The organism is Mycobacterium sp. (assembly GCF_965229105.1).
Taxonomy (GTDB): Bacteria; Actinomycetota; Actinomycetes; order Mycobacteriales; family Mycobacteriaceae; genus Mycobacterium.
This window is the reverse complement of record NZ_OZ245858.1, coordinates 1,023,740-1,036,000: the sequence shown is the minus strand read 5'-3', so window position 1 is coordinate 1,036,000 and position 12,261 is coordinate 1,023,740. Positions and strand designations below refer to the sequence as shown.

General features: G+C 65.5%; 12 protein-coding genes. 8 read left to right on the top strand and 4 right to left on the bottom strand.

Annotation, left to right across the window (positions count from 1 at the left end):
• Positions 1–18: 18 nt before the first annotated feature.
• Both ADBZ9O_RS04940 and ADBZ9O_RS04935 read right to left on the bottom strand, forming a co-directional pair.
• Positions 19–1,053 (bottom strand): aspartate-semialdehyde dehydrogenase, encoded by a 1,035-nt coding sequence (locus ADBZ9O_RS04940; RefSeq protein WP_526528945.1) that lies wholly within the window; start codon positions 1,051–1,053, stop codon positions 19–21.
• Positions 1,054–1,055: 2 nt separating this feature from the next.
• A complete protein-coding gene (locus tag ADBZ9O_RS04935) occupies positions 1,056–2,321 on the bottom strand; it encodes an aspartate kinase (RefSeq protein WP_526528943.1) in 1,266 nt (421 codons plus the stop codon).
• Between the two features lie 122 nt (positions 2,322–2,443).
• On the opposite strand from ADBZ9O_RS04935, the gene ADBZ9O_RS04930 reads away from it, so the two are divergent.
• Positions 2,444–3,028, top strand: coding sequence for a nitroreductase family protein (locus ADBZ9O_RS04930; protein WP_526528941.1), 585 nt, complete (start codon positions 2,444–2,446; stop codon positions 3,026–3,028).
• Between the two features lie 10 nt (positions 3,029–3,038).
• Here the strand turns inward: ADBZ9O_RS04930 and ADBZ9O_RS04925 are convergent, their stop codons facing one another.
• Positions 3,039–3,464, bottom strand: a complete 426-nt coding sequence (locus tag ADBZ9O_RS04925; RefSeq protein WP_526528939.1) for a hypothetical protein — start codon at positions 3,462–3,464, stop codon at positions 3,039–3,041.
• Positions 3,465–3,659: 195 nt separating this feature from the next.
• Between ADBZ9O_RS04925 and ADBZ9O_RS04920 the strand changes: the two genes are divergently transcribed.
• The 7 genes from ADBZ9O_RS04920 to ADBZ9O_RS04890 all read left to right on the top strand — a co-directional run bounded on the left by ADBZ9O_RS04920 (position 3,660) and on the right by ADBZ9O_RS04890 (position 11,126).
• Positions 3,660–4,922, top strand: coding sequence for an ammonium transporter (locus ADBZ9O_RS04920; protein ID WP_526528937.1), 1,263 nt, complete (start codon positions 3,660–3,662; stop codon positions 4,920–4,922).
• Positions 4,923–5,045: 123 nt separating this feature from the next.
• Positions 5,046–6,380, top strand: coding sequence for a type III glutamate--ammonia ligase (glnT, locus tag ADBZ9O_RS04915; protein ID WP_526528935.1), 1,335 nt, complete (start codon positions 5,046–5,048; stop codon positions 6,378–6,380).
• Positions 6,380–7,276 carry a class II glutamine amidotransferase domain-containing protein gene (locus ADBZ9O_RS04910; protein ID WP_526532843.1) on the top strand — a complete coding sequence of 299 codons (897 nt, stop codon included), beginning with the start codon at positions 6,380–6,382 and terminating at the stop codon, positions 7,274–7,276. Before glnT ends, ADBZ9O_RS04910 begins: the two co-directional genes overlap by 1 nt.
• A 2-nt stretch (positions 7,277–7,278) precedes the next feature.
• Complete coding sequence (locus ADBZ9O_RS04905; protein ID WP_526532841.1) at positions 7,279–7,962, top strand: protein glxC; 684 nt, start codon at positions 7,279–7,281, stop codon at positions 7,960–7,962.
• A complete protein-coding gene (locus ADBZ9O_RS04900; RefSeq protein WP_526528933.1) occupies positions 7,962–9,281 on the top strand; it encodes an FMN-binding glutamate synthase family protein in 1,320 nt (439 codons plus the stop codon). The genes ADBZ9O_RS04905 and ADBZ9O_RS04900 overlap by 1 nt, the downstream gene beginning before the upstream one ends.
• Positions 9,278–10,468, top strand: a complete 1,191-nt coding sequence (locus ADBZ9O_RS04895; RefSeq protein ID WP_526528931.1) for an NAD(P)/FAD-dependent oxidoreductase — start codon at positions 9,278–9,280, stop codon at positions 10,466–10,468. Before ADBZ9O_RS04900 ends, ADBZ9O_RS04895 begins: the two co-directional genes overlap by 4 nt.
• A gap of 16 nt (positions 10,469–10,484) precedes the next feature.
• A complete protein-coding gene (locus ADBZ9O_RS04890; protein WP_526528929.1) occupies positions 10,485–11,126 on the top strand; it encodes a helix-turn-helix domain-containing protein in 642 nt (213 codons plus the stop codon).
• Here the strand turns inward: ADBZ9O_RS04890 and ADBZ9O_RS04885 are convergent.
• The gene (locus ADBZ9O_RS04885) at positions 11,123–12,145 is read right to left on the bottom strand and encodes a hypothetical protein (RefSeq protein ID WP_526528927.1); all 1,023 of its coding nucleotides are present in this window, start codon (positions 12,143–12,145) and stop codon (positions 11,123–11,125) included. The genes ADBZ9O_RS04890 and ADBZ9O_RS04885 overlap by 4 nt on opposite strands.
• Positions 12,146–12,261: the final 116 nt, after the last annotated feature.

Here is a 12,261-nt window from a genome sequence, read left to right as displayed (position 1 = left end):
AAAAGTCCACATTCGTCGTTAAGCCTGCGCGGCCAGCAGTTCGGCGATCTGAATCGTGTTGAGCGCAGCGCCCTTACGAAGGTTGTCACCCGAAATGAACAGCGCCAGCCCGCGGCCGTCCGGCACACCGTGATCCTGGCGGATCCGGCCAACCAGAGAGTCGTCGATACCGGCGGCGGCCAGCGGCGTCGGCACATCGGCCAGCGTCACCCCAGGAGCATCGGCCAGGATCTCCCGGGCCCGCTGCGGCGAGAGCGGCCGGGCGAACTCTGCGTTGATCGACAGCGAATGGCCGGTGAAAACCGGTACCCGCACACAGGTTCCGCTGACCGCCAGGTCGGGCAGCCCGAGAATCTTGCGGCTTTCGTTGCGCAGCTTCTGATCTTCGTCGGTCTCACCGGAGCCATCGTCGACCAATGACCCGGCCAGCGGAATCACGTTGAACGCGATAGGGGCGACGTACTTGTTCGGCGCCGGAAAGTCCAGTGCCCCTCCGTTATGCACCAGCTGCTCGGCGCCGTCAATAACCGCCCGCACCTGGCCCGCGAGCTCCTCGACACCGGCCAGTCCGCTACCGGAGACAGCCTGATAACTCGACACGATCAGCCGAGTCAGACCCGCCTCGTCGTGCAGCACCTTGAGCACGGGCATCGCGGCCATGGTGGTGCAGTTCGGGTTGGCGATAATGCCTTTCGGACGGTTACCCGCGTCCCGCGCAAAGTTGACTTCGCTGACCACCAGCGGCACGTCATCGTCCTTGCGAAACGCGGACGAATTGTCGATCACGATGACGCCTGCGGCGGCGAATCGCGGCGCCTGCACCCGCGACATGGTCGCGCCCGCCGAGAACAGGGCAATATCCAGGCCGGTCGGATCGGCGATCTCGGCGTCCTCGACCTCGATCTCCTGCCCCCGGTAGGACAGCTTCTTACCGGCCGAGCGCGACGAGGCGAAGAACCGCACCGAGGTGGCCGGGAAATCGCGCTCTTCGAGCAAAGTGCGCATCACCTGGCCGACCTGACCGGTCGCGCCCACTACTCCAATGTTGACCATGCTTACCGTCCCGTTCCCGCGTACACCGTCGCCTCTTCCGAGCCACCGAGGCCGAACGCCTCATGGAGAGCGACGACAGCCTTGTCGAGCTCAGTGTCCTTGACCAGCACCGAAATTCGGATCTCGGAGGTGGAGATCAAGTCGATGTTCACCCCGACCTCGGCCAGCGCCTCGCAGAACGTCGCCGTCACACCGGGGTGGCTACGCATACCGGCACCGATCAGCGAGACCTTGCCGATGTGATCGTCGTAAAGCACTCGGGTGAAACCGATTTCGTCCTGCAATGAGGCAAGCTTCTCTACCGCGCCGGGACCGCTGTCGCGCGAGCACGTGAACGTGATGTCGGTCTTGCCGTCTTCGATCTTCGAAATGTTCTGCAGCACCATATCGATGTTGACGTCGGCATCGGCGACAGCACGGAACACCCTGGCTGCATAGCCGGGCACGTCCGGCAGGCCGACCACGGTGACCTTGGCCTCGCTGCGGTCGTGGGCAACTCCGGTCAGGATGGCGTCTTCCATGGGCAAATCCTCTATCGATCCGGTGACGATGGTGCCGGGCCTGTCGGTGTACGACGACCGGACGTGGATGGGAACGTCATAGCGGCGTGCATATTCCACACAGCGCAGCATCAGCACCTTCGCGCCGCAGGCCGCCATTTCCAGCATTTCCTCGAAACTGACCGTGTCCAGATGCCTGGCGTTGGGCACGATCCGCGGATCAGCGGTGAAAATGCCGTCGACGTCGGTGTAGATCTCACACACATCGGCGTGCAGGGCCGCGGCCAGTGCGACCGCCGTGGTGTCCGAGCCACCACGGCCAAGCGTGGTGACGTCCTTGCTGTCCTGGCTGACGCCCTGGAATCCGGCGACCAGGACGATCAGGCCCTCGTCCAGCGCGGACCGCAACCGGCCCGGGGTGACGTCGATGATCTTGGCGTTGCCGTGGGTACCGGTGGTGATCACACCGGCCTGCGATCCGGTGAACGACCGGGCCTGGGCGCCGAGGGATTCGATGGCCATCGCGACCAGCGCGTTGGAGATCCGCTCCCCCGCGGTCAGCAGCATGTCCATTTCCCGCGCCGGCGGCGCCGGAGATACCTGACGGGCCAGATCCAGCAGGTCATCGGTGGTGTCGCCCATCGCAGAAACGACGACGACGACGTCGTTGCCCGCCTTCTTGGTCTCGACGATTCGCTCGGCGACGCGACGGATGCGCTCGGCGTCAGCCACCGAGGATCCCCCGTATTTCTGCACGACGAGCGCCACTATCTGCCCTTTCAGTCCGAACTCTGATCGCAATAAGGATAAAGGAGGACAGCGACCGCTTTTTCCTGCTCGTTTTTCCCGGCTGCCCTTGCGGCCCGCGCATATGCCGATAGCTTGGCCGAGTGCCCGATGCCCCAGGCGATCGCCTGGCTAAAACCGAAGTCCCGGTCCACCCGCTGATCGCCCAACGCTGGAGCCCCAGGGCGTTCGATCCCGTCGCGGAATTGTCTCGTGATGACCTGACCGGCCTACTGGAGGCCGCGCGCTGGGCACCCACCTGGGGTAAACGACAGCCGGTCCGTTTTCTCGTCGGAATCCGTGGCACGGAGAGTTTCCTCACGCTGGCCGGCCTGCTCAGGCGTGGAAACAGCTACGCGACCGCGGCGAGCGCACTGATCCTGTTATGCGCCGACGAGGGCCCGGACGAGAAGACGGTCCTGTACTCCGGCGTCGACGCTGGGGCCGCGATGGCCAATCTGCTCACCGAGGCGGTCGCGCGCGGTCTCGTCGCACATCCGATGGCCGGCTTCGACGTCGATGGCGCCCGGACGGCTTTCGCGCTGAGCGACGGGATGCGGCCGCTGATGATCATCGCCGTCGGCACACTCGGCGACTACGCCGCCGTCGCACCGGACATCGCCGAGCGCGACGCTGCACCCAGGGAGCGGTTGGGGCTGGACGAGATCGTGCTCAATTGGCCGCGGTAAACCGCGTCCGTCAGGCCGGGCACTTATCGGTGAGCTCTTTGAGCTCGGCGGTGATCTGGTCGTTGAGCGCGATCATCTCGTAGGCGGCCGGCGGCGCCTTCTGCCCGGGCGCCGGGTTCTGCACCTGGGGCAATTTGGTGACGAACTGCGTCGCCAGCTCGGCCACCCGGATGGCGTGCTGTGACAGGTCTGCGGAGTTCACCCGCTCGGCGCGTTGGGTCAGCCCATCGGCCCACAGTTGATAGTTGGCGATGGGCGCATCCCCGTCACCGGTCTTCTCGGCGATGATGCCCGCCTGCGCGTGGTTGAAGTCCAGCAGATCCCGGACCGGCTTGCAGTCTTCGGACGGTCTATTGAAGACGGTCTGCCACAGCGTGACACCGGCAACGATTACGGCGACGACAATCGCAAGCCACCAGCGCCGATCGATTCTCATACCGTCCTCATCCGCCTACGGGCCGCACGTTGGCCGAGAGTCCCGAACGTACACGGGCGTCGTCGCTGTGGATGTCGCTGTGGATTGACTGTGGACTTTAACGCGCCCGCAACATTGAACGCCTGTCCACGTAACAGAAACATCGGTCACTTGGGGTGAACGGCCGAGGGGCGGCCGCACCACCCAGGAGAAGTAATGGATCCAGTTGACACAGGCACCACAGCATTCATGCTGTGTTGCATCATTGGCCTGACGCTGATGATTCCGGGACTCGCGCTGTTCTACGGCGGCATGGTTTCGGTCAAGAGCTCGACCAACATGATGATGATGACGTTCGGCGCAGTCGCCATCGTCGGCGTCCTCTGGGTCCTGTTCGGCTTCTCGATGGTCTTCGGAACGTCCTACGGCGGGTTCGTGGGCAGCTTCACCGAGTTCGCCGGCATGAAGGACCTCCTGGAATCGCAGACCACCATTTCCGGGCTGCCCATAAGTCTGTTCTCACTGTTCCAAGCCCTGTTCGCGGCCATCACCGTCGCCCTGATCTCCGGCGCCGCAGCGGACCGGATGAAGTTCGGCGCGTGGATGCTGTTCGCGGCGATCTGGGCCGTACTGGTGTACTTCCCCGTCGCACACTGGGTGTTCGCGTTCGACGGTGTGGTCACCGAGGACTCCGTCGGCGGCTGGATCGCCAACAAGCTGCACGCGGTCGACTTCGCGGGTGGTACCGCAGTGCACATCAACGCCGGTGCCGCCGCGCTGGCAGTGGCCATCGTGCTGGGCAAGTCCGCCATGTTCGGTCAGCTGCGCAAGCCGCACAACGTGCCCCTGACGCTGCTCGGTGCCGGCCTGCTGTGGGCCGGTTGGTATGCGTTCAACGGCGGCTCGGCGCTGGCTGCGGGCAATTCCGCATCCATCGTCATGGTCACCACGTTCGTCGCGACCTGCGCGGCCACCCTGGCCTGGCTGGCAGTCGAGAAGTTCAAGGACGGCCACGTCACCGGTGTCGGTGCGGCCTCAGGCGCGGTGACCGGCCTGGTCGCCATCACCCCCGCCTGCGGTGCCGTCACGCCCCTCGGCGCCATCGCGGTCGGTGCCATCGCCGGCGCCATCTGCATCTACGCGGTCGGCCTGAAGTCGAAGTTCGGCTACGACGACTCCCTTGACGTCGTCGGCGTCCACCTCGTCGGTGGCGTCATCGGCACCCTGCTGATCGGCTTCTTCGCCAGCGACGGGATGCCCAGCGCGGTCAGCGGTGTCTTCTACGGCGGCGGTTTCGATCAACTGTGGCGCCAAGCGGTGGCCGCAGGTGCGGTGCTCGCGTACTCGTTCGTGGTGTCGTTCATCATCGCGTTCGCCATCAAGAAGACGATCGGCATCCGCATCTCGGCAGAGGAAGAGGAGAAGGGCATCGACTCCCATGCCCACCGCGATTCGGCGTACGAGCTCGAATACGCCTGAGCTCGGCTCAACCTGAACTGAAAGCCCCGGCCGTTGGCGCATGCGCTCAACGCCGGGGCTTTCGGCTCGCGAGGTGTGTTTCTTGCTGTTATATTTTGATTCCTGACAAGAGACAGGACGTAGATGGCCGATAGTTCCGAGCTCGCCGCGCTCGCCGCGGAATCTGGCACCAAGTTCATTCTGGCGCTATTCGTCGACCTTCGCGGCAAACCATGCGCCAAGCTGGTCCCCGTCGAAGCCGTCGACCAATTAGCCACTGAGGGTGTGGGATTCGCCGGTTATGCGGTCGGCGCAATGGGCCAGGAGCCCAAAGATCCCGACCTGATGGCCATGCCGGACACCGCGTCGTTCACGCCCATCCCGTTCGTCAAGGACGGGCTCGCCATCGTGCACTGCGACCCGCACGTCCTGGGGGCGCCATGGCCGTACGCGCCACGCGTCATCCTCAAATCCTTGATCGAGCGCACCGCTGACGCCGGTTTCGAGCCGTGGGTGGGCGCCGAGGTCGAGTACTTTCTGTTGACCCGCGGCGCCGACGGCACCCTGGTCACCGCCGATGCCGACGACACCGCGGCCCAGCCCTGTTACGACGCCCGCGGCGTCACCCGGATGTATGACCACCTGACGGCGATCTCGACGGCGATGAACACCCTCGGCTGGTCGAACTACGCCAACGATCACGAAGACGGTAACGGCCAGTTCGAGCAGAACTTCCAATTCGCCGACGCGCTGACCACCGCGGACCGCGTCATCACGTTGCGCTACCTGCTGTCGATGATCGCCGCCGAACGGGGCATGATCGCCACCTTCATGCCGAAACCGTTCGCCGACCGGACGGGCAGCGGCCTGCACCTACACCTGTCGCTCACCAGTGGCGGCACACCGGTGTTCCCCGGTGGTGCGGGACCCGACAGCACCCCCGATGAAAGGGGTCTGGGGCTGTCGCCGACGGCATACTCCTTCATCGGCGGCATCCTGGAGCACGCCTGCGCGCTCCAGGCCGTCATTGCGCCAACAGTCAACTCCTACAAGCGAACCGGTGCGACGACGACGGCGTCCGGTGCCTCATGGGCACCGCGCAGTGCGACCTACGGCGGTAACGACCGCACCCACTACGTGCGGGTACCCGATGACCAGCGCGTCGAGCTTCGCGGTGGCGACGGATCGGCGAATCCCTACCTGGCGATCGCCGCCGCACTCGGCGCAGGGATCGACGGCATCAAACGTTCACTGGATCCCGGTGGGGTGGGTTCGGTGGCAGCGGGACGCGCTGCCTTGCCCGCCACCCTGTTACATGCCGCCGACGAACTGGCGGCCGATTCGGTGATCTCCGGGGTGCTCAACACAGCCGGAGACGGTATTGCCGAATACTTCGCCGCGCTCAAGCGCGAGGAGTTCTTCGCCTATCACGCCACGGTGAGTGCGTGGGAGATCGACCAGTATCTGACGGCCTTCTGATGTGCGGCATCGTCGGACTGCACCTGCGCAATCCTGAACTGCACCCACGCCTCGGCGAGCTGCTGGCCGCAATGTTGTGCGAGATGGGCGACCGCGGCTCGGATTCCACCGGTGTTGCCGTCTACGGCGACCCGTCCTGGTCACCCGTCGGCCGAGGGTGTGTGTCACTGGTCGACGTCGGTGTTCCCGACGCCGATATCGCGGCGGCAGTCGGGGCCGAATTGGGTTCTGCGGTAACGGTTAAGACGGTAGATATCACCTCACTGCTGTCAGCCGACGCTGATTCCGAAACGCTGCTAGCCGCTGCCCGGGTGGCCTACCCGGACGCGCTGGTCGCCGGTTTCGGCGCCGACCTCGCTGTCCTCAAAGGCGTCGGGCATCCCGCCCGGCTGGCCGAATCCTGGGACCTGACCAAGGCGCAGGGTTGGCAGGGGGTCGGGCATACCCGGATGGCGACCGAATCGGCGGTCACGGCCTCTGGCTGTCACCCCTTCGCCGTCGGGCCGGACCAATGCCTGGTGCACAACGGCTCATTCGCCAATCACGCCACCATCCGGCGGGAATTGCGCGCTGCCGGAGTGGTTTTCGACAGCGAGAACGACACCGAGGTCGGTGCCCGGTTTGTGGCGCAGCAGTTGGCCGCCGGACGCGACGTGGAGACAGCGCTCAAGGAGCTCTGCGCCACCTTCGATGGCTTCTACACCCTGCTGGTGTCCAACCACGACTCCTTTGCCGTCGTGCGCGATGCCATCGCCTGCAAGCCGGCGGTGATCGCCGAAACTGACGACTGGGTGGCGATGGCCAGCGAATATCGCGCGCTGGCAGGACTTCCCGGTGTCGAGAACGCCACCATCTGGGAACCCGAGCCCGAGGTGGTGTACGCATGGACGAGGTGAGCATGGACCCGATAGTTTTCGATCTGGCGACCACCCCACTGCGTGAGGTCAATGCGGCGCTGCACGCCAAGGACCTGGCCGGTGATTTCGTCATCGAACATCCCGCGGGTGCGCATAACGTCGCCGTTGGCCTCGACGCCCCCGTCACCGTGACCGTGGCAGGCCACGTCGGGTACTACGCCGCCGGGATGAACCAGCAGGCCGAGGTCACGATCGTCGGCAACGCAGGCACCGGGGTGGCCGAGAACATGATGAGCGGCACCGTGTGGGTCAAGGGCAACGCCTCGCAGTCCGCGGGCGCCACCGGTCAGGGTGGCCTACTGGTGATCGAGGGCAATGCCGCTGCGCGGTGCGGTATTTCGATGAAGGGCATCGATATCGTCGTCGGCGGCAACATCGGTCATATGAGCGCGTTCATGGCCCAGGCCGGTCGCCTGGTGGTCCGTGGTGATGCCGGTGAGGCGCTCGGTGACTCGATCTATGAGACGCATATCTATGTGCGCGGCACCGTCACCTCACTCGGCGCTGACTGTGTTGCCAAAGAAATGCTGCCGCATCACCATCAAGAGCTCGAATCCCTGCTCAAGGCAGCGGGTTTCGACGATGACGACACCGCCGCGTATACCCGCTACGGATCGGCCCGCACGCTTTACCACTTCCACGTCGACAATGCGAGTGCCTACTGATGACTGATTACGCTGCTCGCGGTTTACGCGAATCCGCCACCTTCGACCGCGCCACGATTGCCGCCATCCAGCGCGCCGCCGATACGGGTATCTACGATATTCGGGGCTGGGGCGCGAAGAGGCCGCTTCCCCATTTTGATGACCTGCTCTTCCTCGGCGCGTCGATGTCCCGCTATCCACTGGAGGGGTACCGCGAGAAATGCGGGACCGATGTCATCCTGGGTAATCGGGCCGCAAAATATCCACTGCACCTCGATATTCCGGTCACCATCGCCGGGATGTCATTCGGCGCGTTGTCCGGCCCGGCCAAGGAGGCGTTGGGCCGCGGCGCCAGCGAGGTCGGCACGTCGACCACCACCGGCGACGGCGGGATGACCGTCGAGGAGCGCGGTCAGAGCAAACACCTGGTCTACCAGTATCTTCCGTCGCGTTACGGGATGAACCCCGATGACCTGCGCAAGGCTGACGCCATCGAGGTCGTCTTGGGCCAGGGCGCCAAACCCGGCGGCGGCGGCATGCTGCTGGGACAGAAGATCTCCGAGCGGGTCGCCGGTATGCGCACCCTGCCCCAAGGCATCGACCAGCGTTCGGCGTGCCGCCACCCCGACTGGACCGGCCCGGATGACCTGACCATCAAGATCAACGAACTGCGCGAGATCACCGACTGGGAAAAACCGATCTACGTCAAAGTCGGTGCCACCCGCACCTATTACGACGTCAAGCTGGCCGTGGCCGCCGGTGCCGACGTCGTCGTGGTCGACGGTATGCAGGGCGGTACCGCGGCCACCCAGGACGTCTTCATCGAACACGTCGGCATCCCCACCCTGGCCGCCGTTCCGCAGGCCGTGCAGGCGCTGCAGGAACTCGGTGTGCACCGCAAATCTGTCCAGCTCATCGTCTCCGGCGGAATCCGGACCGGAGCCGATGTGGCCAAGGCGATGGCACTCGGCGCCGACGCAGTGGCAATCGGCACCGCCGCGCTGATCGCACTCGGGGATAACCACCCGCGCTACGCCGCCGAGTACGAAAAGATCGGCAGCGCAGCGGGTTTCTACGACGACTTCCAGGACGGTAATGATCCGGCCGGGATCACCACGCAGAACCCCGAGCTGGCCGCCCGGTTCGATCCGCTCGAAGGCGGTCGAAGGCTGGCCAACTACCTTCGGGTGCTGACCATGGAAGCCCAAACCATCGCCCGCGCCTGCGGTAAGGCACATCTGCTGCATCTGGAGCCAGAGGATCTCGTCGCCGTGACGATCGAGGCGGCCGCGATGGCCCGGGTGCCGCTGGCCGGGACGTCCTGGATTCCGGGTACATGAGTTCGGAGACCGCTGAGGTCGTGATCGTCGGCGGCGGACTCGAAGGGGCTGCGGCGGCCTGGGCGTTGACCCAGCGCGGCGTCACCGATGTACTTGTCCTGGAACGCAATACCGTCGGCTCGGGAATGACCGGTAAGTCCTCGGGTATCGTGCGGTGCCATTACGGGGTCAGCTCGCTGGCGGCGATGGCCACCGATGGGCTCGACGTCTTCGAGAATGCCGAAGACATCTTCGGCACCGATATCGGCTTCCGGCAGACCGGTTACGTCGTCGGCGTCGGCGAACCCAACGTCGAATCGATGCGCAAGAGCCTGGCCGCCCAGCGTGCGGTCGGAGTGCAGACCGAAGAGATCGACGCCGACGAGGTCGCCCGGCTGTGGCCGTTCGCCGATCTGTCACCGTTCGCGGCCTTCGGGTGGGAGGCGCGTGGCGGGTACGGCGACGCCTACCGGACCGCCCAGGCGTTCGCCGTCGCCGCCAGAGCTGCCGGTGCCCGGATCCGGCAGGGCACGCCGGTGGCGGGTTTGATGATCGACGGCGACCGCGTCACCGGCGTCCGACTGCTCGACGGCAGCGAGGTGTCGGCAGGCACCGTCATCGTCGCCACCGGCGTCTGGACCCGACCGTTCTTGGCGCAACACGATCTCGACGTCCCGATCCAGGTGCACCGCGAACAGATCGTGATGATCTCCCCCGGCATAGAGCTCGGACCCGTCCCCGTCTTCTCCGACCTGGTGTCACTGCAATACGTCCGTCCGGAAGTTGGTGGGGAGATCCTGTTCGGCAACAGCGATCTGGCCGAGATCGAGGTGGTCGATCCGGACAACTACCTCAACCGCGCAGGAGAAGCCTTCGTCGACATCACCGTGGACAAGGTCGGCACCCGGTTCCCCGGCTTCCCCCGCGCGGCGATCACCAGCAGCTACGCCGGCTGTTACGACATCACCCCGGACTGGAATCCGGTGATCTCCCGGACCGGCCTCGACGCCCTGATCGTCGCCGCCGGTTTCTCCGGACACGGTTTCAAGATCTCGCCCGCGGTCGGCCGCTTGATCGCCGACCTGGTGATCGATGGTCACAGCACCGACGCCCGCATCCCGGAATCGGACTTCCGGTCGTCCCGGTTCGCCGACGGCGATCTGCTGAAAACGCCGTACCCGTACGTCGGCGCCGGGGAGATGCGCTAGTGCTTAGGCTTGTGCCGTGACCGACCTGCTGCGCAACCAGTCCGGCACCGCCCGTGACCGCGACCCGCAGCAGGACGTCGGCGAGCTCGAATTCGAGGCGGCGATCGGGCGCAACGTGCGGTTACTGCGCCAACAGCAGGGACTCTCCGTCGCGGAGATGGCCACCCGGGTCGGCATCTCCAAGGCGATGATGTCGAAGATCGAGAACGCGCAGACCTCCTGCAGCCTGTCCACCCTTGCCCTGCTGGCCAAGGGTTTCGACGTGCCGGTCACCAGCCTGTTCCGCGGCGCGGAGGTGGAGCGGCCCGCCGCGTTCGTCACGGCCGGAACGGGTGCGCGCATCGTTCGCAACGGGACCCGCGAGGGCCACGAATACGAACTGCTGGGGTCGCTGCGCGGCGAACACAAGCGGCTGGAATGCCTGATGGTCACCCTGACGGCCAAGAGCAAGACGTACCCGATGTTCCAGCACCCGGGCACCGAGTTCATTTACATGATCGAGGGCGTGATGGATTACAGCCACAGCCGCTCGGTGTATCGGCTCAGTCCCGGCGATTCGCTACAGATGGACGGCGAAGGCGCCCACGGGCCGATCGATCTGGTGCAGTTGCCGATCCGGTTCCTGTCGGTGATCGCGTTCCCGGATTCGCACGTCTAGCGGTACAGCTTGGCGGCCACCGCCGCGATATCGACCACGGCTTGGCAGTTCTGACCGCCACTGTCCACGACGACCGCGGGGCGGACCACGACGTTGGCGACATCGACGAAGTCGCCACCGCCCAACCGACGCTGCATGGGCGGCCCGACGAAGGCCAGCGCCGAGCAGAAAGTCGTATCCAGGTAGACATCGGTGCCACCGGTGACCCGGTGTTCCTTCTGGGCGGTGGCGATATCGACGATCTTGGGCTCCAGGGCCACCCGCGTGGAGAGCACGTCGGTCATGCCGTCGCGCCAGATCCCGAATTCGCACTCATACGGTCGCGTCCGGCTGACATCCCAGTGGTCAATCTCGGCCCCGAGCGGAGCCAGCACCTCACATGGGTCCCGCTCAGCCAGCGGGGTGGGATAGACCGCGGCACCGTCGCGTGCCGGTAGCGGCGCGGTGTCAAGGCGTTCGGCGACGGCGTGGGCCACCTTCTTGACCAGCTCGCAGTCCGGCGTCCCGATCGAGCCGAACCGGACAAACGGCTGGTCTGGTTTGCGCAGCGGAGTCGCACCCGGCAGGCCCGAGAGGTCCAGCGGAAGCTGGTACTCGCACGAATCCTGTGCGGTCTCATAGACCGGCGACCCCGCCGCACGAAAAGCAGGCGCGCCCTTGGCGCGGCTCAACGTCAGTTGCACACTGACAAATCTGGTCGCCGCCACCCCGGGCGTCTTGACCTCGATGTCGCACTCGTCGAGCGCGTAAAGCGTTCCCATAGAGCTTATTTCGCCGATTCTCGCGAACGACTTCTGGTCAGCCAACCCGCAGATGTCGACCCGCCGCATCGCGCGCAGATAGGCCAGCACCGTCTTATCGTTGGCGCTGACCGTCTGCCCGTACACCGGTACATCGCCGGCGAAGAAGAAGCCCGCATCGGCGGCGCGCGGGCCGGCCCGGGCCGCCCCGTCGACATCGTGCCCACACCCGGTGACCACGATGGCTGCGGCGCCCAGACCAGCGACCAGCCGCTTCACCGGCTCAGTCTGGCATAGCCGGTGATCGACCGGGTTTTGGCGAAACCGCGGGGGCGAGTACAGTCCTTTGCGTGCAGCGGGTGCTCCTCCTCGGACGCCGCGGCGGGGTCTGAACC

What these genes read in the sequence shown, in the direction of transcription:
- ADBZ9O_RS04940 (WP_526528945.1), bottom strand. Translation starts at nt 1,053, where the DNA reads ATGGTCAACATTGGAGTAGTGGGCGCGACCGGTCAGGTCGGCCAGGTG.
- ADBZ9O_RS04925 (WP_526528939.1), bottom strand. Translation starts at nt 3,464, where the DNA reads ATGAGAATCGATCGGCGCTGGTGGCTTGCGATTGTCGTCGCCGTAATC.
- ADBZ9O_RS04920 (WP_526528937.1), top strand. Translation starts at nt 3,660, where the DNA reads ATGGATCCAGTTGACACAGGCACCACAGCATTCATGCTGTGTTGCATC.
- glnT (WP_526528935.1), top strand. Translation starts at nt 5,046, where the DNA reads ATGGCCGATAGTTCCGAGCTCGCCGCGCTCGCCGCGGAATCTGGCACC.
- ADBZ9O_RS04910 (WP_526532843.1), top strand. Translation starts at nt 6,380, where the DNA reads ATGTGCGGCATCGTCGGACTGCACCTGCGCAATCCTGAACTGCACCCA.
- ADBZ9O_RS04905 (WP_526532841.1), top strand. Translation starts at nt 7,279, where the DNA reads ATGGACCCGATAGTTTTCGATCTGGCGACCACCCCACTGCGTGAGGTC.
- ADBZ9O_RS04900 (WP_526528933.1), top strand. Translation starts at nt 7,962, where the DNA reads ATGACTGATTACGCTGCTCGCGGTTTACGCGAATCCGCCACCTTCGAC.
- ADBZ9O_RS04895 (WP_526528931.1), top strand. Translation starts at nt 9,278, where the DNA reads ATGAGTTCGGAGACCGCTGAGGTCGTGATCGTCGGCGGCGGACTCGAA.